Source organism: Longimonas sp. (genome assembly GCF_040409695.1).
Classification (GTDB): Bacteria; Bacteroidota; Rhodothermia; order Rhodothermales; family Salinibacteraceae; genus Longimonas.
Genome location: NZ_JARWGJ010000099.1, coordinates 12,879 through 35,462 on the forward strand (window position 1 = coordinate 12,879; position 22,584 = coordinate 35,462).

General features: G+C 59.3%; 15 protein-coding genes and 1 tRNA gene. 5 read left to right on the forward strand and 11 right to left on the reverse strand.

Annotated features, from left to right (window positions below):
- The first annotated feature begins 73 nt into the window (after positions 1-73).
- Positions 74-5,980 (forward strand): Ig-like domain-containing protein, encoded by a 5,907-nt coding sequence (locus tag PPP56_RS06365; RefSeq protein WP_353563199.1) that lies wholly within the window; start codon positions 74-76, stop codon positions 5,978-5,980.
- Between the two features lie 38 nt (positions 5,981-6,018).
- Positions 6,019-7,173 carry a hypothetical protein gene (locus PPP56_RS06370; RefSeq protein ID WP_353563200.1) on the forward strand — a complete coding sequence of 385 codons (1,155 nt, stop codon included), beginning with the start codon at positions 6,019-6,021 and terminating at the stop codon, positions 7,171-7,173.
- A gap of 243 nt (positions 7,174-7,416) precedes the next feature.
- Here PPP56_RS06370 and PPP56_RS06375 read toward each other — a convergent pair whose 3' ends face one another.
- Positions 7,417-10,284, reverse strand: a complete 2,868-nt coding sequence (locus tag PPP56_RS06375) for a UPF0182 family membrane protein (protein WP_353563201.1) — start codon at positions 10,282-10,284, stop codon at positions 7,417-7,419.
- 297 nt (positions 10,285-10,581) lie between these two features.
- Positions 10,582-10,959: a 2Fe-2S iron-sulfur cluster-binding protein gene (locus tag PPP56_RS06380; protein WP_353563203.1), complete on the reverse strand. Its 378-nt coding sequence runs from the start codon at positions 10,957-10,959 to the stop codon at positions 10,582-10,584.
- A gap of 188 nt (positions 10,960-11,147) precedes the next feature.
- On the opposite strand from PPP56_RS06380, the gene idi reads away from it, so the two are divergent.
- Together idi and PPP56_RS06390 are read left to right on the forward strand one after the other, a co-directional pair.
- On the forward strand, positions 11,148-11,756 hold the full coding sequence (idi, locus tag PPP56_RS06385; protein ID WP_353563204.1) for an isopentenyl-diphosphate Delta-isomerase: 609 nt from the start codon (positions 11,148-11,150) through the stop codon (positions 11,754-11,756).
- 189 nt (positions 11,757-11,945) lie between these two features.
- Positions 11,946-12,251 carry an FmdB family zinc ribbon protein gene (locus PPP56_RS06390; protein WP_353563205.1) on the forward strand — a complete coding sequence of 102 codons (306 nt, stop codon included), beginning with the start codon at positions 11,946-11,948 and terminating at the stop codon, positions 12,249-12,251.
- Between the two features lie 66 nt (positions 12,252-12,317).
- On the opposite strand, the gene PPP56_RS06395 is transcribed toward PPP56_RS06390, so the two are convergent.
- From PPP56_RS06395 to PPP56_RS06435, 9 genes are all read right to left on the reverse strand, one after another.
- Positions 12,318-13,367, reverse strand: coding sequence for a beta-ketoacyl-ACP synthase III (locus tag PPP56_RS06395; RefSeq protein ID WP_353563206.1), 1,050 nt, complete (start codon positions 13,365-13,367; stop codon positions 12,318-12,320).
- A 139-nt stretch (positions 13,368-13,506) separates the two neighbouring features.
- A complete protein-coding gene (tpiA, locus tag PPP56_RS06400; protein WP_353563207.1) occupies positions 13,507-14,277 on the reverse strand; it encodes a triose-phosphate isomerase in 771 nt (256 codons plus the stop codon).
- Between the two features lie 96 nt (positions 14,278-14,373).
- Positions 14,374-14,931 carry a class I SAM-dependent methyltransferase gene (locus PPP56_RS06405; protein ID WP_353563208.1) on the reverse strand — a complete coding sequence of 186 codons (558 nt, stop codon included), beginning with the start codon at positions 14,929-14,931 and terminating at the stop codon, positions 14,374-14,376.
- A gap of 86 nt (positions 14,932-15,017) precedes the next feature.
- Complete coding sequence (locus PPP56_RS06410) at positions 15,018-16,355, reverse strand: TlpA family protein disulfide reductase (protein WP_353563209.1); 1,338 nt, start codon at positions 16,353-16,355, stop codon at positions 15,018-15,020.
- 167 nt (positions 16,356-16,522) lie between these two features.
- Positions 16,523-18,034, reverse strand: coding sequence for an Asp-tRNA(Asn)/Glu-tRNA(Gln) amidotransferase subunit GatB (gene gatB / locus PPP56_RS06415; protein ID WP_353563210.1), 1,512 nt, complete (start codon positions 18,032-18,034; stop codon positions 16,523-16,525).
- A 134-nt stretch (positions 18,035-18,168) separates the two neighbouring features.
- Positions 18,169-18,648: a thioredoxin-dependent thiol peroxidase gene (gene bcp, locus PPP56_RS06420; protein ID WP_353563211.1), complete on the reverse strand. Its 480-nt coding sequence runs from the start codon at positions 18,646-18,648 to the stop codon at positions 18,169-18,171.
- Between the two features lie 173 nt (positions 18,649-18,821).
- Positions 18,822-18,894, reverse strand: a tRNA-Thr gene (locus tag PPP56_RS06425).
- A 182-nt stretch (positions 18,895-19,076) separates the two neighbouring features.
- Complete coding sequence (locus PPP56_RS06430; protein ID WP_353563212.1) at positions 19,077-19,871, reverse strand: VOC family protein; 795 nt, start codon at positions 19,869-19,871, stop codon at positions 19,077-19,079.
- A 180-nt stretch (positions 19,872-20,051) separates the two neighbouring features.
- The gene (locus PPP56_RS06435) at positions 20,052-21,284 is read right to left on the reverse strand and encodes an FAD-dependent oxidoreductase (protein ID WP_353563213.1); all 1,233 of its coding nucleotides are present in this window, start codon (positions 21,282-21,284) and stop codon (positions 20,052-20,054) included.
- Between the two features lie 350 nt (positions 21,285-21,634).
- Between PPP56_RS06435 and PPP56_RS06440 the strand changes: the two genes are divergently transcribed.
- A partial coding sequence (locus PPP56_RS06440; RefSeq protein ID WP_353563214.1) for a sialidase family protein occupies positions 21,635-22,584 on the forward strand: 950 nt, incomplete at its 3' end.

Genomic DNA, 22,584 nt, shown 5'->3' on the forward strand with positions numbered 1-22,584 from the left:
ACACTGTTTTGAACGCTGGCGTCCAACCCTCGCTCATGGACTTATGCGAGGGGGGGTAGCCATGCTGGTTGCTATGCTGCTCATAGGCAGCGTTGGCCATGCACATGCCGATGACGAAAACACCATCGTGTATGTAGATGCAAGCGCGCCTGCTGACGTGCTGCCCGATGACCTGGGCACGTCGTGGGACACCGCCTACCAGAGTCTTGCCGCAGCGCTGGCCAATGCAAGCGAGGGAAGTCAGATCTGGATTGCAGCGGGAACGTACTATCCATCCGAAGAAGACCGTTCAGTGCCGTTCCGCATCGACAAATTGCTTGCGGTGTATGGTGGATTCGAAGGCACTGAGACCAGTATCGACGAACGTCCCAGCCCGGTAGACCCGTCTACAACCGTGCTAAGTGGCGACATCAACCAGAACGGAAGCCGAAACGGCAATAGCTACACGGTACTGGCGTTTGAGGATGTGACAGGAGCTGTGCTTGAAGGGGTCACCGTTTCGGGAGGAAACGCGAATGGGGGCGACTTTGCTAACGGAGCGGGCATAGCGTGCCGGGGGAACTGCACAAACATCCAGCTTACAAACCTTGTCATCGAGAATAACTATGCCGATGGGAATGGGGCCGGGTTGCATCTGGCCCCCAACAACGCATCACAGATCCTCGCGCTGCGCAATGTTGTGATTCGAGGGAACGAAGCCAGGCAGCTTGGCGGTGGAATCTATGTCGGCCCACAGGGAGAAGGTGCGGGCGCCGGAGTCATTGCGGCAAACACGGTGCTAAGCGGGAACCGGGCCTCCGATGGGGGCGGGCTTGCCATCAACGAGTCGGCCTCGGCAATGGCAGGAAGTGATCTGTTTAACGTAACCATTCATGCCAACAGCGCCGACGACCGTGGCGGTGGGATCTATCACAGCATTCTGAACGGAGAGCTCAACGTAGCCAACAGCATTATTGCTGGAAACCGTGCCGCAGCCAGTGGCAACGAAGTGCATCAGGTTGAAGATGTTGCGGCTTCGTTTGAGGCGTCGCTCGTGCTGGGGGCGTTCGATGGCGGATTCTGGGATGCAGACATCGGGATCGATCAAGGAGGCAATATCGACGGAGCGCCGCTCTTTGCAGACGCTGTGGATGCGAACGAGGCGCCCACAACCGCAGGAAATGTGCGCCTCAACTGGGCCTCGCCAGCTGTTGATGCAGGACGCGCCGATCTTATCCCAACAGATCCCTTTGCGGAGACCGATCCCTTCTACGACACCGACTTGGACGGAAATCCTCGTGTTGTAGGACAGCAGATGAACATAGGCGCATTTGAGGGCGGAGCCGTTCCGGCGGGCCCCACTATCTACGTAGACGCGAACGCGTCTGGTGATGCTGGGGGCAACAGCTGGGACGTGCCATATCGTACGCTCCAAGCTTCGCTACAGGCCGTGCGAAATGCCCGTGCTGCAGCATCTGATGGATTCGATATCGGCGCATTGGAAGAAGACGTTGAAGTCTGGGTAGCGGAAGGCACCTATCGTCCTGATCAGGGCCCCGGCCTTGCGCAAGACGACATCACGCTCAGCTTCGAGATTCCGGATGCACTGGCGGTGCTTGGTGGCTTTGCCGGGAACGAAATCAGTGCCGACCAGCGCAATAGCGACCCGGCAACGAACAACACCAGACTCAGTGGCGCACTTGGCGAATCCAACAGCCAGACAGTCGTGCGAATCGGGGCAGCCACAACCAGCGAAACGATGCTTGACGGGTTTACCATTTCCGATGGGGATTTTGACGACAGTCCTCAGTTTGCAAGCTCAGGCCAGAATATCGGCTTTGCAGAAGATGGGCAGGCACGCGCGGCTGGCGTGTACGTGGCTGGCGATGCCACACTCAACAACCTGCACATCCGCGACAACGAGGTGTTCGTCGGTCTTTTTTTTGAAGGCACTCCGCCCCCCTTCGCTGGTGGACTGGTGTGCGATGGCTGCAGCGCCCGGTTCTCTAACCTGACCGTTGCAGGAAATAGAACGAACGTAGCCGGAGGAGGCATCTACGTTATGGCGGACGAAGGACTCATTGCACCTTCCTTTCAGCGTATTATAATCCAGGATAATGCAGCCGATGCTGGCGGAGGAATGGTCGTGAGCGCAGAAGCAAGCGGATCCATCGACGGCATGCAGCTCGCCAACGCATCGTTTACTGATAATCAAGCCTCCACGGTTGCGGGTGGACTCCTTGCAGGCAGTATCGGGGAAGATGTGGAACTCAATATGAGCAGTGCGAACGTACTGTTTGCGGGAAATACAGCTACAGAAGGGACCGAGACAGATCCGTCTGCTGCGTTTTTTACAACGCAGGGTGGGGCATCGCTCGATGTTACGCTGGCACAGCATACGGTCGTTGGTGCGCCGGCAAGCGATACAGGGCAAGCGCTCATAGGAGTAGACAGCGAAACCGGGCTGTCATCCGTTAACATAGCAAACAGTATTTTCTGGGGATCCGATACGCCTATCCATATAGCAGAGGGTACCTCCGGCAACGTCGTGGCCGTTAACAACAGTCTCGTCGAAAACGGCTGGGCAGGCGAAGGAAGCGCCAATATCGAGACAGATCCGCTTTTTGACACAGACTTTCGGCTGCTTGGTAACTCGCCTGCAATCGACGCAGGCAACGAGGGACTGCTTCCCCCCGACGCAACCGACCTCAACAACAGCGGCGACACAAACGAATCGCTTCCCCTCGACCTGAATGATGAGGCACGCGTGCTTGCTGATGATGTGGACATGGGGGCGTTTGAAGGGGGGGCTACGCCGCGCGCGCTCACCGAAGCGCCTGCTGATGTGGGCTTTCAAGAGGCCACCTTTAACGCTACCATCAACCCTTACAGCACGGAGACCGATGTGGCTTATGCATTTCGGCTGGAGTCGGTAGACGAATCAGCCCCTCCGCAGCTTATTGAGGCCGGAGCGTTTGCGGGAAGCGAAAATGCTTCCATATCGGCAGAAGCTACCGCCCTTGAGATCGGGACTACGTATCAGGTGCGTGTAGAAGCGTCGGTTGCAGGAGAGGTCGTCACGACCGGTGAATGGATTGATTTCACGACTGACGATGCCAACCCCCCCGAGACAGAGGATTTTACTACGTCGACACAGGCAAACGTCTCCGTTGACATTGACCTGTTCGACCTGGTGACGAACGTCGGCGAGGCCTTAGCCCTTGAAGCGTTCGCCATCGAAAACGGCCCAGAGAATGGAACTCTTGAATCCGGTAGCGACGCTGGGATAGTAGTTTATACTCCCGACCAGGATTTCGTTGGCACCGATGCCTTCACCTACACCGTCGTTGACGTCTTGGGGCTTGCTTCTGCAGAGGCCACGGTCACGATTGATGTAACCGGCGATGCCCCCGTGGCCGAAGCGATCACCTTCGACGCCGATGTAAACGAGACGCTCACGGTGGAGGCGCCGGGGATCCTGGAAAACGACGACCTCGGCAGCCCCGAAGCCGAACTCACAACGATTACTGTAGGCGAGACCAATTGGAGCCCGGGCGAGGCGATCGACTTCGCGGGTGGCACGCTGACGGTTGAGGCAGATGGTAGCTTGACGCTCGACGGTCCGGCGGAAGTGGGGAGCTTCGAGTTTGACTACACGCTGGAGAACGCCGCCGGTCAGAGCACGGCCATGGTCACGATTGACGTGAGTGGTGAGGCGCCGGTGGCCACGGCGGCCAGCTTCGATATGCAAGTGAACGAGACGCTCACCGTGGAGGCGCCGGGAGCTCTCAACGGTGCTGATCTTGGAGCTCCGGAAGCGGCTATTGTAGCGGTATTGGCGCCGGCGGATGCAACGAGTGGGGAGACCGTAGACCCCGGTGTAGCGACGCCTTTAGCCGGGGGACTGTTTACGCTGAATGAGGATGGCAGCTTTATCTTTGAAGAACCAACAGAGATAGGCGTGGTCGCAGCAGCGTATCAGTTGCAGAATGCAGCAGGAGAGAGCGAAGGCATCATTACATTTGATGTTGAGCCTGATGAGGAAGCCACGCCTGAACCGGTATCCGCATCGCTGGCCCCGGCAGCAGTTGGAGTTCGAGGGGTGGCCCAGCAGGTTGAAGTGCAGAACACTGGTAGCTCAGTGCTCACTGACCTGAGCGCAACGCTCGAATCCACTGAGCACTTTCGGGTGCTCAGCACCAGCGATGACGGCGAAGTGGCGCCGGGCGAGGGATTTCGCATCACGCTTGCGTTTGCCCCACAAACAGTGGGACGCCAGAGTACGCGCCTGAATGTCCGGTCGGGTGAGGAACTGATCTCTGTCTTCGATCTGAGTGCTAAAGCAATCGACGTAGACGTGCAGCCTGACGAGGCAACGGCAGGCACTGCATTCGGAGTAGACGTTTTCGTGTCCGATAACTTTATCCCTTCCGATGGACAGCGCCTCGAAGCGCGCGTTGCAGGCGAGTCGAATTACACATCGATCGCACTTGCCGAGCAGGAGGCGGGGCGCTGGGCGGCTGAGGTACCAGCAGGTCTTGTTACCACGGCGGGCGTTGATCTCTTCGTTGCGCTCTCTGATGAGGAGGGGACTGTTACCGTGCCACAGGCGCCTGAAGAGGAAGCCGCACGGACACCACTGCATGTGCAAGTAGGCATCCCTGCTACACCGGCAGAAGGCACGTTCGCATCCGACCAGTACCGAATGATCGCGCTTCCGGTTGACCTGCAGGAGCGCGCTACAACCGATGTACTGGCTGAGGCTTACGGGCCGTACAGTCCCGAGCAGTGGCGCTTTTTCGAGTGGCAGTCTGCCGAAGAGCGATACGCCGAGTTCCCGGAAGTCCGTACGATCCAGCGCGGCAGAGCGGCCTGGCTCATTACCGATACGGGCGAGCCGTTTGAGGTGAACAACGGGCAGTCGTTCGCAGCGGATGCTCCGCATGAGCAGGTGCTGGAGCCGGGGTGGAACCAGATAAGCACGCCCTTCGGGTTCGCGGTCGCGTGGGATGCGGTCGCGCGCCCTGACGCGGTGCAGGCGCCCGTCGCCTACCGGTCTCCAACGCCTGACGCGCCTCCTGAGTACATCTACAACCGGCAGCAGCTTGATCCGTGGATTGGCTACTTCGTGTACAACGAAGCTCCAGAACCCGTCACCATTGTTGTGCCGCCGGTTGCGTCTGGTGAGACCAGCGAAGCTGTACGTGCCCGTGCCTCTGTTGATACCGAGGCGACGGAATACTCGCTGCAGCTTATCGCCGATCTTGAAGGCCGTGCGCTCCGGCATACGCAGACTTTCCTCGGCTTTCGGGCAGGCGGGCATACAGAGGGGCATACAGATGAACCCCCTCGCACCTTTGTGGCCGCACCGCCTGTCGGCGAGCATGTGCGTGTGAACGTTATAGACGATGCAACGCGCTATGCAGGCCACTACGTCTCTACACCCTCTGAGGGATACGCGTGGGACATCGAGGTAGCGGCGCAGACCGGTGGAGCCTTTCAGGTTGATCACCGAGTGCGGGTGCGCCTCAACGAAACAGGCACGCTCCCCGACGGCTTCTCGCGATACGTCATCGATCTTGACGCCGAACGCCCGGTAGATCTACAGAACCAGGCGTTCACGGCTGATCTGCCAGCAGGAGCCACCACCCGCCGCTATCGCATTGTGGTTGGCACGGAATCCTTTGCAGAGCAGCGAAGCGATGGCATCCCTCTGCAGCAGGTAGAAGATGCACTGCATGCTAACTTCCCAAATCCGGTACGCGAAGGAACAACTATTGCCTACGATCTAAGTGCAGACACGCCTGTTGTGATTGACATATACAACGTGCTTGGCCAGCGCGTGCGCCAGCTCGTAGACCGGGAGCACAGTGCAGGCACCCACACGGTGCGCTGGGACGGCCGCAACGAGGCCGGCCAGCGCGTGGCCAGCGGGGCGTATTTTTACCAGATCCGAACGGATACGTTTTCAGCCTCGAAGAAAATGGTGGTGGTGCGATAACCCCCGACGTTTGCTTACTTTACTACACGCTTAGTCTGATGAACTGTGTACGTACGCCGTTTGACCGGCGCTTTGTGTCGTGCATCACCGTATGGTTTTGCATGGCACTGGTGGCTACCGTTGCTGCGCCTGCCGTTCAGGCTCAGGCTCCTGAACTGCGCCTTGAAAATGAGGAGCGCCCTGTTGAGGTGCGCATTGCGCCGGTGTATCAGCGCGTCGACGACGAGGACGCTACGATTGAGGCGTGGAGCACGGCAATTCAGGCGACCGTGCCGATTGGAACACGTACATCTGCGCAAGCGCGAATGCAGTACGCACACGCAAGCGGGAATGCCCTGGCCACCGTAGCCGGTCCGACCGATCTGAAGCTCAACGTACAGCATCTCGTTCCTGCTGGGCAGGGATACCTGGTGCTGGCGTTGGACACAAACGTGCCGGTTGGCGAGAACGAACTCTCCAACGAAGAACTGCAGACAACGGCGCAAACCAGCCAGCGTCCGTACCGGTTTCAGGTGCCTACATTTGGGCAAGGATGGACAGTGGCGCCCGGGCTTTCGTGGATTACGCCCGTTTCCGCCGATCTTGTTCTGGGGATGGGGCTGACCGGACGCTATCAAGGCGGGTACCGTCCCCTGGCGGCCAGCAGCGTTGACTATGTGCCCGGTAACGAAATAGAGGGCCAGGCAGGTCTCGACTACCGGCTGAGCCCGGCCTCGACAGTAGCTCTCGACGTGACAGCCACCTACTTCGGCACCGATACCGAAGGCGATCTGGATCGGTTTGAAGCACGCTACAATATGTCGGTACGGGCGCAGTACTACTGGCAGCGAGACGCCCAGACGCTGCGCATGCAAGCCCGTTATGAGAACTGGCCTGAGAGCCGGTTTCGTCCTGTGCTTCTCATGCAGAACGGCGTGGAGGCCGGCGCCGCAATCACGCAGCAGGTGCTTCCGTCGGTATGGAGCGGTGTCGTGGGATACGCACGCACGCTTACAAACACAGTGCACATCGGGCTGCGCTCCGACGTGCAGCACTACACAGCGACGACTCGTTTCGATGCAGCTACTACGGTCCGCATCCAACTGGCTCCCCAGCTGCGGTTTTCGACGATACGGGTGGGGGCAACCAGCGCGTACACGTTCGGGAGTTTTACCGGCTTTGAGGTTGGGTTGAGCACGGCCCTGCGGCTCTAAGGAGACGGTCGCAATCGGTCGCCCTGGTACTGCGACACAGCCCACACGCTGCTCAGGAGCCATTCCGGGTTGTGGTACGCACGGGGCGTGGTAGGCACGTGAGGAGGATGCGCGCAACAGGTCCCGAAGCCAAAAGCTGCATATGTGCGCTCGCTCTCCACAGAAAAAGCCCGACCTGTCGCGACAAAGCGCCGGGTCGGGCTTTCATGTGTTGCCGTGCTGGCAGCCAGGGGGGCTACCCGGTCATGGCTGTTGCGGCGCTGCATCATCATCGGTAGGCGGGGCATCCGGCACCGGACTTGGCGGTGTGGCTTCATCCGGGGCATCTGGGGCGCCCGTAGGCACCGTGGGGACCTCGTCAGCCTCCTCCTGGAGGAGCTCCTCCAGCTCATCGAAGCGACGCCCGAATTGACCGAAGTCGCCATCTTGAAGGGCCTGCCGGGCTTGCCGGATGAGGGTGCGGGCCTGTCCGATATTCTGTGGCGTAACACCGGGCGCATCCTCAATACTGATGGGCTGATCGGGAGTGTCTTGCACCTGCGCCACGATCGACTCTTCAGCCTCAATCACCTCTTCGCCGAAGATGCGATTCAGCCCCTGGTTCAGCGTGCGCTCCATGACGACGAACTCGTCGTACGACACAATTACACGCTGTAGCTGCGGGATGCGGATGTTATCGGCAATGAGGAAGATCGGCTCCACGTACAGGAACGAATCCTCAATGGGAACCACGATCAGGTTTCCACGCAGCACACGGGAGCCACGCTGATCCCACAGCGCAATCTGCTGCGAGATTTCAGGATCCTGGTCGATGCGCGACTCAATCTGGTTGGGCCCGTAGATAAGCCGGTCTTTAGGCAGCTTATAGGTTACGATCTCCCCGTAATCTTGCGGATCCGACCGAGCCGCGATCCAGGCGATCATGTTGTCCCGGTCATCGGGCGTGAGGGGAGTCATGAGCATAAACTGGAGCTCTTCCTCACCCGGAAGACGGGTCATGATGTAGTAGGGCTCCATGCGGACCTGGCGCCCGTCGTAGTTCTCGATGGGGCGTGTCCAGAGGTCTTCGTTGTTGTAAAAGACCTGCGGGCGCTGCATGTGATAGCGGCGGAGCCGTTCAATCTGCAACTCAAACATGTCCTGTGGATAGCGGATGTGGCGTTGCAGCCCGGCCCCCATCTGATCGAACTCTTGAAACAGATCCGGGAAAGCAGACACATAGGTCTGTACAATGGGGTCGTCGGGCTCCATCACATAGAGTCCGACGTCGCCGTCGTATGCATCTACGACAATCTTGACGGAGTTGCGGATGTACTGCAGCCCGTTGTACTTGCCATGCCCTTCAATTGACTCGCTGTAAGGGAACGACCGGCTGGTGGTGTAAGCGTCCTGAATCCAATACTGCCGCTTGTTGCTAATCACGAAGTATGGGTCGCGGTCGAACATGAGAAAGGGCGCTACGCGCTGAACGCGCTCCGATACGTTGTTCCAGATCTGAATGCGGCTTTCCTCATTCAGGTACTGCGACAGCACGATGTTATAGTCGCCCATGTAATAGGCGAGGAGTAGCTGCTTCCAGAAAGAATCAAGCAGGATGCCGCCGTGTCCCGTGTAATTCGTATACACGTTCTCATCACCGGCGGGATAGTGGAGCTCCTGCGCGTCTGAAGGGGCAATGCGATAGTTATTAGTGCGGCTGCCGTAGTAGATCGCTGGATTGTCGACCACGAGTGAGGAGTCGACCACCTGAGGCGGCAGGTCACGCATCAGAAACTCGGGCGATCCTTCGATGCCCTCTCGCGCTACGAGGTTCATAACCGTTCCAAACCCGTGCGTGTACTGCAGGTGGCGGTTGAACCAGGTGTCCGATCCGGACGGAAGGCGCTGCGTAAGTTCGCGTGGCGAGAGCATAACCTGGCGATACTCGCCGTCGATAACGTAGCGGTCGACGTCGACTTCATAGAACTGGTAGTACAGACGAATCTGCTGCAGCTGTACGTATGTGTCGACCAGAAGGCGAGGGTCCCAGAGCCGTACGTTGCGCACCACGTCTTCATTATCACGCAGTGCCTCCGGGTCGAGCTCGGTACGGGCGGGGTACTCGCGCTCAACCGAGTCGTTGATGCCAAAAGCCTCACGCGTAAACTCAATGTTGTTTGCGATGTACGGCTCCTCGACCTGGAGTTCGTTTGGAATAACGCGTACCTGGTCTACTACACGAGGGGCCACAACCATGCTGGCAATAAGTACAAGCACGTAGAGGCCGGCGCCGTACGATACGAGACGGAAGCGGAATCGCTTCAGGTTAAGCGCAACCAGCACAGCGAGAAACAGCGTGGCAAAGATCATAACCCAGAGGGCCGGAATCACCACGTTGATATCGGTATAGTTGGCTCCGAACACCGTGCCGCTGCGCTCCATGAGAAGCTCATAACGGTCGAGATAGAAGCCCCATGCCCATCCAATGAGCAGGAGAATGGCATTGACGCCAATGTGTTGTATCGCAGAGGGGCGTAGCTCAAGCTGGCCGTTGCGCACGCCAATAGCACCGACGAGCACATATCCGGTTACGAGAATGAGCAGTCCCAGAAAGACGAGCCCTACGAATCCACTCTGAAGCGACTGGATGAACGGGAGTTCGAGCATGTAGAACCCGAGGTCATGCGAGAAGACCGGGTCGGGGCGTCCGTATGGCTGTGCATGCCAGTAGCGCATGAGCTCATCCCACCGGCCTGAAAAGCCGATGGCGAAGAGCAGTGTGAAGATTGCGGCGAGCCCCAGTCCAAGGCGTTTCAGCCGCCCCTCGGTAAGAGGGCGCCCGCCCAGTTGTGGGCCTTCGTCGCCCTGGCTGAGCTGAGAGGCCCAGTAGGGAGGCAGGCGCTTCATGAATAGTAAGATGTTGCCGCCGAAGTAGGAACCGGCAATGAGCAACACCAGCCCAAACATAGTGGCCTGAAAGCCAAGTTTGGTCCAGAAAACGCTCCCGTATCCCAGCTCGCTGAGCCAGAAGTATTCAACAAAGATGCCGGGGGCAATAAGAAGCAGGGTGAGAAACGCTCCGATCGTTAGGAGCAGCCCCTGAACCCAGCGGTTGGATCGTATTAAAGACATAGCGTGGAAAAGTCAACAGACAGCAAAGGGGGGAAGACACGAGGTGCATCTTCTCAAAAAAGAGGCACGTTACGCCACATATAGCAATGCGTAGCTGACCGCTACGGTTCGCTGTCTACCCCCGTACAGACTGATCAACCCCATGCACATTGACGCAATACGCACACAAAAACGGTGCGTCGTCAACGATTCGGATGCCCCCCCCTCACCGAAGTCGCATGCCGACGCGTTTCCGGAGCAGTTCAAACATGCATCCGGTATGCTGCGAAGCGTCACTATAGAGCCTGAATTACGAGATTACGCATCGCTTTCAAGTGAGTCGATGGAGACCGGATTGTCTTCCGGCTCAATAGCATCTGCCGGTTCGGGCCCGGTATCGTCCCACGACTGGTCTTCAAGACGCATCAGGGGCGTTACGTGCATGGGGCCGTCAACGCGGATCTGGCATGACAGCCGCATCTCGCCGAACTGCTTGATCTGGTGCAGCTTTTCATGCTCGGCAGGTGTCATCGTATCAGGTTCGCCTGCTGAGAATGTAACGCGGCAGGTGGTACACTGGGCATGGCCGCCACAGCGGTGCCCGATGTCGACCCCGGCCTCACGGATCGCATTTACCAGTCGGGTGCCTTTCTCAACTTCGAAGCTTCCTTCTCCTTCGATCGTAAGTGTTGGCATAAGAGTACAGTGTTTGTTGGATAAAGAGCAGTTGTAACCTATGGAAGCAGGTGTTGCTTTCGTAAGCCGAAAGACCCAGAGTTAAAATAAATGCACAATTGTCACAATGGTACGCCGGCACAGTGCATCCAGATCGTATGTAGTGCGTGTGTGTAGTGCCATCATCAGACTATAACAAATGTGTTAATATGCGAAACCGAGTCGTCCTGGTTGATGCTCACGATGTCCCCGTTGGGCTTGCCGATAAGTTAGAAGCACACCAGCAGGGGTGGTTGCACCGCGCGTTCTCGGCGTTTGTGTTTGATCCGAAAGGCCGCCTGCTGTTGCAGCAGCGCAACGTGAAGAAGTATCACTCGGGAGGGCTGTGGTCAAACACATGCTGCAGCCACCCGCTTCCGAACGAACCTGTTGAAGCAGCTGTTCAGCGGCGGATGCAAGAAGAGATGGGCTTTCAGTGCGACCTGCACCCGGCCTTTCGGTTTACGTACCGGGCGGTGCTTTCCGACACAATGATCGAGCACGAGTACGATCATGTGTTCATTGGAAAAGCAACGCCGGATGTACACCCAAACCCCGATGAAGTACAGGATTGGGCGTGGATGGAGCCTGCAGTGCTCATCAACGATATCAATGAACACCCAGATCGATACACGGCCTGGTTCCGCATCTGCATTGAGCGCGTGCTGCGCGCTGCGCACACGCTCTTCCCTGAGACGGTATCTGAGCAAGACGATCTCTCAGGGAGCTTGACGACGGACGAGTTTACTGCTTCGGTAGCAGCGCGTCCGGCACAGTAAAACATGCCTCATTTCTTCGTGCTAAAGCGCGGAACAAGCACGTTAATTCGCGTGTGCGTCCGTTCTGAATTCCCTAAAGCAGCGTCTGCAATGCAGGTGCAATGCAGGCGCTCGGCGTTGCCTACACGAAGCGTTGAAGCAAGGCCCTTCCATAACGACCTATTTTCACTTTTTTGTTGTAACCCGGTTATGCCTACCTACGTCTACCGTCGTGAAGACGGAACGAAGTTTGAGATCAAGCAGTCCATTACCGATGATCCGCTTACCACTTGTCCGGAAACCGGACAGCCTGTAGAACGCATCATCAGCGGATCCGCCGGCCTTATCTTTAAAGGTAGCGGATTTTACGAGACCGATTACAAACGGAAAGGCAAGACCAGCACGTCAAACGGGACAACGTCGACGAGCACGTCAGGAAGTACCAGCAGCTCAGAAAGCAGTGAAGCTGGTAGTAAGAGCGCCAAGAGCAAATCCAGTACGTCAGACGACGCGTAGTCAGACAGGGCCGCCTAAGCAACTGCGTGCGCAGCCGTACGCATGCTGGACGGGTTTACATTCCGATCAGGATCGTGCAGATGCATCTGTGCGGGCCGGCGACGACCGGGCCTGAGCCGAGAGCGCCGGTAAGGAGGTAGGCAGATCAAGGATCGTAGCCCCCCAGGTGAGTCCGGCCCCAAAAGCGACGAGCGCGATCGTGTCGCCCGGCTGCGCATAGCCGGCATCAAACGCTTCAGAGAGAGCCAGCGGGATGCTGGCTGCCGAGGTGTTGCCGTAGCGGTCGAGGTTCATGAAGACCTGGTCGTCGCTGAGCCCAAGTGAGTTGGCCGCATATTGAATGATGCGGGCGTTGGCCTGATGAGGAATAAGCAGGTCGATGTCGGCTACGGTGTGCGAAGACGTGCGCAGCGCCTCTTTCACGGCGCCATCCATAATGCGCGTGGCAAATTTAAATACTTCGCGTCCATTCATTTCTAAGGTTGGTTCGTCGTTGTCGACGCCCTCGTGCGTGACAGGCTGCGCCACCCCACCTGAAGGCACGATGATATGCTGGGCGCCTTCGCCATCTGACCCCAGAACGTGACTGTCTACGCCGCCCGTATCAGACGCCTGCATGACCACGGCGCCCGAGCCGTCGCCGAAGAGCACCGCGGTGCTCCGGGTATTCCAGCTTAGCCAGCGGCTAATCAGCTCGGTGCCAATAACGAGAACCGTCTCGCAGGTCCCTGCCTGAATAAACTGCTCGGCAGTCACCACGCCATACAAGAAGCCGGTGCATCCCACCGTGAGCTGCATGGCACCAACAGTCGGCATGCCGAGCCCCTGCTGCACCTGACTGGAGACCGGCGGCGTAAGGTAGTCGGGCGAAGAAGAAGCAACAAGAAGAAGGTCTACATCGCTGGGAGCTACGCCGGCACAGTCAAGCGCACGGCGGCCGCTCTCAACCGACATGGTAGCGGTCGTCTCATGGTCAGCCGCAAAGCGCCGTTCGCGGATGCCGCTGCGTGAGCGGATCCATTCGTCGCTGGTATCCATGTACTCTGACAGTTCGTCGTTGGTGACCACGCGTTCGGGGACGTAGTGGCCCCAGCCGACAATACTTCCGGTGGGCATGCGAGTGGGGGGGTAAGGAGAAAGAGATAAAAGCACAGCGTGCGTTGAAAGCGGTTCCAAGGCAAGCATGCGCTGGCACCATGTTGCACCGTTCTGCAACATGGTGCCATAAGGCTGCAAGCCAAACCTAAGCAGGTTTTTAGGCAGCAACTTCAGCGGCTCCGACTTCAGCGATAGCAAGAAAGTCATCGGCTGAGAGACTGGCTCCGCCGATTAGTCCGCCGTCGACATCGGGCTGCGAGAGCAGCGATTCGGCGTTATGGGGCTTCATGCTGCCACCGTACAGGATAGGGATGCCAGCAGCGTCCGCCTTGGTTGAAAGCGCCACCAGCTCGCCACGTACAAATGCATGCATTTCCTGCGCTTGTGAAGGCGTGGCAGAGTCGCCGGTGCCAATAGCCCACACCGGTTCGTATGCAACGACGACCTGCCCGGGCACTACAGCGGCATCAGAAAGAGCAGCGTGGAGCTGTCGACGGACGACAGCCTGGGCTTCTCCAGCATCGCGTTCCGCTTTCGTCTCACCGATGCAGATCACGGGCGTGAGGTCGTGCGTCTGCGCCTGCTTTACCTGGGCGTTCACGTCCGCGTCCGATAGTCCAAAGAGCTGGCGGCGTTCGGAGTGGCCCACGATAACGTAGGTGCATCCGACAGACGCAAGCATGGGGGCAGATACCTCGCCCGTGAATGCCCCGCTGTCTTCATGGTGCATGTGCTGTCCGCCCAGGGCGACAGGCGTTTCGGCAAGTTCACCGCCTACCGCCTGCAGGTTTATGCTTGGCGGGCAGACCAGCATGTCGATCCCAGAGAGAACGCGTTGTCGTTCAAGGGCGCCACTGGCAATGGCCCCGGCCAGCGATTGCGCTTCGGGCAGCGTGGTGTTCATCTTCCAGTTTCCAGCAATAAGCATGCGTGTAAGGCGCTATAGTAAATAGAGAAACGAGGTGGAGCGAGTCAGGGCGGAACGTGGTCGAAAAGAAGACCGCGTTCAGAGAGCTACCGGGGGCTACTGCTTGCGGGCTTCATAGGCGAACATAGGAGGAATGTTGATCAGGACATACTCCTTCTCAACATGCTTGAAGTGCCGGCGCAGCGGCTTCTCCATATGGTTGTAATTCTGGTAGACCAGGAACTTGCCGTCATCGTAGAGCCCGTCAAATGTATCCTGCAGCAGGTCGTCTTTGATATCGTCGTCAAGGAACGAGAAGGGAATGCCTGAAAGAAAGTAATCCGCTGCTTCCAGACCCAGCGAATCCATGATTGACTGCACGTTCTCTGCCCGGTCGTGCACCACAGTAACCTGCTCATATTGTTCTTCAAGTGACCGCAGGTCTTCTACAAACCCATCGTTGTTCTCGATGAGCACCAGCGATGAGTCGGGGTGCATGTTCCGCGCAATGTATCGGCTAAATACCCCGTCGCCCGGGCCATACTCCACGATTGTGCAGGGCGCGTCGAAGTTGATCCAGCGGCATACGCGCTTGACCAGGTACGATGAGGAGGGGGTGATTGCCGCTACGTCGCGGTCTTTGATGAAGTTCTTGATGTAAGACAGAGTACCCATTCAAACAAAGGAAGCTGGTGAGCGATAGCGAAAGTAAGCTGTATGCTGGACGCTGGACGCGCGAACGCGTACTGAGAGACCCGCTGCTAACGCGCGCTCGTGCTCGCGTCTAAGGTCCGGATGTCCTCCTGAAGCGCGACAATCGCCGTGCCCAGGTACTTATTCACAATGCGGCCCTCTGCATCAATCAACACACGTGTGGGGAGGGATGCAATGTTGTAAGTTTCAAGTAAGGGGCTTTCGTTACCCTCGGGGGCAATCACGTGATGGCCAGGGAGCGAACGGCCATCGCGAAACGCTTCGTTAAGCACAGAGTCGGGCTCTAACGAGATCGAGATGATCTGCAGATCCTGGGACTGGGTGCCCTCATAGATGGCGTTGCGCGTAGGGATCTGCTCGCGGTAGAGGGCATTCTGTGGGCGGTAAAACTCAAGCAGTACCGGGCGTTCTCCAATTGCGTCTAACGAGAGCGTCTCACCGTCGGTGGTCGTCACACTGAAGTCAGGAGCGGTACTTCCCGGCAGCAGGTTCTCGGCTTCGTATTCGGCGCGAGAGGCCCACTCGGCCCATTCAGTGTTCGGGTACTCACTGCGCAGCGTACGCGCAGCCTGCAGCGCGTCGTCGCGGTCTAAGCTGTCGAGATGGGTGCGAACGACCTCGGCCATCAGGCTCGCTCGCACATTGGCGTCGGCCCCGCTCTCTCGGGCTTGGGCGATAGCCTCCTCAAGAAGGTTGAGCGCGGCAACTTTGCCGTTGCGCTCCGCCTCAGCCTGCCGCGCAATGCGCAGCGCCTCGGCATAACGTGGATTGGTTGGCGAGAGGGCTACCGCACGCGCCACAGTCAGCGAGTCGTTCCAGCCCTGAATCATCGCGATCGACTCGACCGCTGCCAGGTCGGCAACGTATGAGCCGGGAAACCCTTCGCGCAGTCCCCAGAGAATGCTGCTCGTCTGGCGCACGCTCTGCCCGATGCGGGTTTCATCATACGTATCCTGCAGGCCGTCGACCATGGTCTGGCGGTGCAGGGCCATGGTGTTGCGATACGCCATCAGCGCATCGTTCTCGGGCGAGCGGATGCGGGCCAGCCCGCGCACCGGAAGCTGCATGCGAAGCGTGGCGCTATCGCCTTCGGCAACGACAAGCTCCCCTTCGTGCAGCACGTTCCCGCGCCGCTGTACAACGTAGGGGTATACCGCCCGCTCTGGCGCGCTTATCGTCATCGAGAAGGCCCCCGACGTGTCGGTCTGGGCAATCCCCAGCGTATCGATGCTGCGCCCTACTGGCTGGATGACCAGCACGGTGAACCCACTGTAGTTTTCGGTTGGGTCGACATCAGGGTGAACCGTGATCTGACCTTCGAATACGCTTTCGATACGGGGCTGCTCTTGGGCCTGCCCCGACCCACACGCAGCAACCAGAACCATTGTAGCCAGCAGGCTACAGAGAAGGCCCGACGACCAGCGGGAGAGCCCGGGAAGCAATGAAATGCGCACGACGCTATAAGATAAATGATACAATAGTGTGAATGCCACGGACATGCAGAACGCCCCGGGGCAGACGCCCCGAGGAAGCGGGTAAGCAGCTACGTATGCTACGCCGATTCGGCGCGCGCATCCAGCTTCTCAGAGAGCACGTCGCGCACCAGCTGCGGGTTCGGAGAGCCGTCCATGCGCTGCATGACCTGTCCGATAAAGAAGCCCAGGAGTCCGTCTTTGCCGTCGAGGTAGCTGGACACGTTATCGGGGTTGTCGTCGAGTACCGATTCGGCGACGGGTTCAATGCTTCCGCGGTCCGAAATCTGAATCAGGTTGTTCTCGTCAGCGATCTTCCCGGCTGAGTCGTCGGTGTTCTCCAGCATCAGCTCGAAGACCTCCTGGGCACCGCTGGAGCTGACTTTGTCTTCGAGGCGAAGATATACAAGCTGGGCGAGGCGCCGGGGCGTAACGGGGAGCGTTTCGGGTGTGTAGTCGGTCTCGTTGAGCGTGCGAAGCACATCGCTCATAACGAAGTTAGCTACCTCTTTCGCCTGTGCTTTCGTATCCCCGCCTTTGGTGCGCTTGAAGAGCGAAGAGAGGGCCTCCTCGAAGTAGTCGGCCAGGGCCCGCTCCTCGGTGAGCACCTCCGCATCGTAGGCCGGCAGGCCCAGGCTGCTCATGAAACGCGTGCGTCGCGCATCAGGCATCTCAGGAAGCGCCTCGCGCAGCGTCTCAATCCGTTCGCGGGGCACAACGATCGGCGGCAGGTCCGGGTCGGGCATGTAGCGGTAGTCGTGGGCTGCCTCTTTGGTGCGCATGGTGCGGGTGCGCTGCGCATCCGCATCCCACAGCAGCGTCTGTTGCTGCACGGCCTCGCCGCGCTCGCGCGCTACAATCTGACGGTTGATCTCGTACTCGAGCGCACGCTCTACATTACGAATCGAGTTCAAGTTCTTGAGCTCGGTGCGCGTGCCGAATCCGGTCTGCCCCTTGGGGCGCACCGACACGTTGGCGTCGCACCGAAGCGACCCTTCCTCCATGTTGCCATCGCTGATGCCAAGCCAGCGCACGAGCTGCCGCACCTTGTGCAGGTACCGGTACGCCTCACGGGGCGAACGCAGGTCTGGCTCCGACACCATCTCGATGAGCGGTACGCCGCAGCGGTTGTAGTCGAGCAGCGTATGCGAGGCGCTCTGGTCATGAATCGACTTGCCTGCATCCTCTTCAAGGTGGATGCGCGTAATGCCAATGCGCTTGCGAGGCGTCTCTTCGGAGGCGTCGTCCTCGGGGCCTGCATCAATCTCAAGGTAGCCGCCAAAGCAGAGCGGGGTGTCGAACTGCGAGGTCTGGTAGCCTTTGGGCAGGTCGGGGTAGAAGTAGTGCTTGCGCGCAAAGAATGACTGCTCGGCGATCTCGCAGTGCGTGGCCAGCCCCATACGTAACGTGTGCGCTACAGCCGCCTCGTTTAAGACCGGCAGCGTGCCAGGATGCCCCAGACTTACCGGGTCGACGTGCGTGTTCGGGGGCGCTCCGTAGGCGGCGGCTTCAGGACTGAATAGCTTCGCCTCTGTTTGCAGTTGGCAGTGCACCTCCAGCCCTATGACGGGCTCGTACGTCTCGTGCAGCATAAAAGCGGACGGGGGACAATAGAAAGAGTGGGATAGTCGGAATGCGACGGTGGGGCGCCGCTACTCAGTTGCTAACTTAACCACCGTTGCATTGTTCAGCAAACCGGGCGCAACGCCTCGGTCAGCGCGCTGTACTACAGTCCGCCCCACTTCGAAAAGATCTCGTCGACATGGGCATCGGTCTTCGGACGCTTGAACACGTGCCGGATCACGCCGTCGGGGTCGATAAGATACGTGGTGCGCTTGGTGCCGACAACGGTGTTGCCATACAGATTTCGCTCACCGTACACGCCATATGTCGTTAGAATCTCGTGGTCGGGGTCTGCCACCAGCGGAAACGGAAGCGCATACTCATCTGCAAACTCGGTATGCGAGTCCACCCCGTCTTCCGATACGCCGATCACCGCAATGCCGTGCTCCTGCAGGCGCTCATACCCGTCGCGCAGCGTGCAGGCCTGCTTGGTGCATCCGGGGGTGTTGTCTTTCGGATAGAAGTAAAGCGCCACCCACTGCCCGCGGTAGTCCGACAGCGTGAGCGGTTCTTCATGCTGCGTAGGCCCTGTAAAATCAGGCGCTTCAGTGCCTACGTCGAGGCGGTCGATAGAAGGAGGCATCGTGTAAAAGGGGATAAGTAGCGTATGCGGATGAACAGCGCCGGGGCGCAGTCGGGGTGCAATGGCCCCCCGCGTAAGCATGAGTACAATGAGTACAACATGCATGAGTACATCTTATGAGTACAACATACATGCAAAAAGCCCTGCCGCCAGAAGGGACGGCAGGGCTGCAGAGCCAACGACCGGACTCGAACCGGTGACCTGTCCCTTACGAGGGGACTGCTCTACCAACTGAGCTACGTTGGCGGCTTTCTGTCTGTAGCTTTTTGTTTGTAGCACAGGATGCACGCGACGCCCTTACAAATGATCCAGTTAGTGCACAGCCAGCAGTGTAGTTTCATCATGGATTTACGGATGCGGGGCCCAGGTGCCCGTCTGCCGGTTCTGGTGCGCTTTCGAGGCGCAGAGGGCCGTGCCATAGCAGGGCCTCACGTGCGATCAACAATCGCCTGCAGCTGGTCTAATGCGCGTTGGGTAAGCAGCGCAACAAGCCGGCGCCGCACCTCGCGCTGATGGTCAAGGTAGAACGCAAACTCGTCCTCGGTAAAGTGGCCGGCAATCAGGCCCACGAGCGTACGCTTCAGGCGGCGGTCTTCCTTGAGCAGGTTGCGCACCTTCGCCTCCTGGTCGGCACGGTCCATCTGAGCTACGCCCGTGTTGTACTTGGCCAGGTAGCGCGCCACCGTCGTCAGGATGAGCGGGTTCTGCAGTTTGCATAGCGGACGCAGCGTACGGCTCTGGAACTGCTCCATGGGCCGCTGGTCGTCGGTGTCGACCGGAACGTGCGGGCGAATGCGCTGCACGGCGGCGTCGCGGGGTCCTGCACCGAGGCCCCACAGTTCGGGTGTGGCCAGCTCCACGCTGTTGCCTGCCGGGTCGCGCACGTAAAGCGATACCGCCTGTTCGTTGTGGGGCCAGGTCGTGCTGTCCTCAACAGAGATACCGTGCTGGTCGAAGCGCGCTCGCCACGCATCCACCTGCCCAAAAGGGATAGCAAGCGCAACGTGTCCGGGGCCGTCGGCGCCGTGGGCGGGCAGCGATTCGGTCTGGCGCGTCACTTCGGCGATGAACACGTGCAGGATGCCATCGCCACACTGAAACGAGAGATGGCGGTTGGGCTCGTCAAACACCACGGGTAGGTTCAGCACCGTGCCATAAAAGTGGCGTACTGCCTCCAGATCCGACGCGTATAGGCTGGTTTCGAGGATATGGGTGGGGCGCATGGGCAAGACGGCAGTCAGGGAAAGCAGGGAATTGAGCAGGTAGCTCGCAGCAGCGTGCGTTCTCTGAACCGTCTTTCGAGGCGGTGGATTCGACGCGCCAACGTCCAGCGCTCTACATTGCAGAAAAATCGATAGCTAAGGTGCCACAGCAAAAGAGCACCTCGGAGTCAAAATAGGTTTTCAGGCTGCCGCACCGTTTTTAACCACATCCGAGTCGGTAGGGCCCTGCGCGTCGTAGTGCGCCACGAACGCATCGAGCCGGTCCGGGTCGTCGGCGCCGGGTAGCGGACGCGTGGCGGTCTGGCATTCGGCTTCCACACCGAGCTTGCTGCAGATGCGATCTGCCACGGCTTCGGCCATCTGGCGGTAGGTGGTGAGCTTCCCTCCCACGATGCTCAGGAAGTTCTCTACCCCGTCGTCGGCATGGTCGAGCACGAAAAACCCTCGCGAGATCCCACGCCGGTTGCTCTTCTGCTCGTCGGGCGCGTACAGCGGGCGCACGCCCCACCAGGTGCGTACCACAGCCGCCTCAGCAACCGGCGGCAGCATCTTGGCGCACTCCTGAACCGACTTCTCGACCTCCCATTCGGCCTCCTCATATGCGTCGGGATCGGAGACGGAAACGCTTGTTGTGCCGAGTACAACTTCGCTTTCGTGGGGAACGATAATGTCGCCATCATCGGGGTCGCGGCACCGGTTGAGGGCGGGGCCGAGGGCGTCGTATGCCACCGAGATCATAACACCCCGCGAGGGCGCCATCTCGACATCGACGCCGGCCATCGCGGCCACCTGTCCGGCCCAGGCGCCCGTCGCGTTGATCACATACTGTGGGGCAACCGTTGCATCTACGCTGCCGCCCAGTGTGGCCTGTATGATATGCCCGTCTTCAACGGTCAGGTTCTCAAGAGGCGCATGCGGGAAGACCGTGCCGCCATGCTCCTCGGCATCGGCAGCGTTGGCCGCGCTGAGGCGTGAGGGATAGACGACCCCGTCGGGGACCCACATGGCGCGTTCCACGCGTTCGGAGAGTCCGGGCACGACGCGCCGCGCTGCATTTCCGTCGAGTACACGCGTCTCGATACCGATAGACTCGCAGGCTGCCCGCTTGCTCTCGAAGTAGTCTGGGTCATCCTCCGGAAGCTGGATAAACAGCCCCCCTGTGTTGCGGATGCACGCCCCGCCGATGGAGCGAAGCACGCGATTCTCTTCAATGCATTCTTCGGCACCGGTGCGATCGGCCTCGGCGTAGCGGGCCCCGCTGTGGAGCAGTCCGTGCGACCGGCTCGACGCCCCGCTGGAGAGGCCGTTTCGCTCGGCAAGCATCACGCTGATGCCACGAAGCGCAAGGTCGCGAGCAATGCCAGTGCCAGTCGCACCGCCGCCAATGACCAGTACAGTAGGAGCGTCTTCCATTGGAAGAAGGGGCTGAATAGGTGGGAATACGAGCGACCACCGTCACGCTTAGGCAAGCGTTTTAGAACGCTTTCGAAGAGTGCATGTGGACTTCCGTTTCAGTTTTGAGCGCCTGTGTTGTTCACTGCCAAACACGGATAAGACAGGCATTTTACACATCTACTGCTTTCATATATTACTTGCAGATACTACTGGTCGCGTCCAGCGTATCACGAAACCAGAAATCGCGTGATCTGGTGTGTGGTCTGGCATGTGCCGTCTCGCTTTCGTTTCTTGCTTTCGTTTCTTGGAGAATACCATTCTTGGATTACACCATGCGTCGTGTCCTCAGCGCTCAGACAAACCGATCTATGCAATATCTTTCCGCTATGCTCATTGCATGCGCCATGCTCGCGCTGGGCCTCGGGGCGTGCAGCACGCCAGAGGCGCCCGGGCTTACGCTGCTGCCTGCTGAGTCCCCCGTTGCGGGCGACACCTTCGCTCCCCGTCTCTCGGTGGATGCGGACGGCCACCTGCTCCTGTCATATCTATCCAAAACGGATGCCGGGCATGCGCTGCAATTCGTGCGCCATGACGGCAGCTCCTGGACGGCACCGCGGACCGTTGCCGAAGGAGACGACTGGTTTGCAAATTGGGCGGATACGCCCGGCGTGCGTCCGGTTGGGGAGTGGCTCTTTGCGCACTGGCTTGTGCGCAGCGGTCCGGCGGCCTATCATTACAGCATCCACGCCGCGTGGTCGGTCGATGGCGGCGTCACGTGGAGCGATCCGTTTATCCTTCACGGTGAAGGGCGACCCGCCGAGCACGGCTTTCTGTCGTCGGTGGTGCTTGGCGATGGGGCGCTGGGGGTGACGTGGCTGGATGGACGCTACACGGTAGACAGCGAGGCGTCTCACGAGAACGCAGCGAGCCACGATGCGCACGCGGCACACCAGGGCGCGATGAGCCTGCGCTGGGCCCGCTTCGAGCCCGGCGAAACGCGACCAACGCGCGACATTGAGTTGGACAACCAGGTGTGCGATTGCTGCATGACGGCGTCCGTGCGCGAGGGATCCGACGTGCGCGTATTGTATCGCGACCGCACCGACGCCGAGATCCGCGATATTGCGTCCGTACGGGTCACGCCCTCCGGGCAGCAGCACGACGGGCGGGTAGCCGCAGATGGCTGGGAGATACCTGCGTGTCCGGTGGAAGGCCCGGCGGTTGCCCGGCGCGGTGCCACCACCGACGCCGTCTGGTTCACGGGCAGTGAGAGCATGCCCAAGGTTTTCTGGGCAGCGTCTTCGAGTGATGCGGAAGG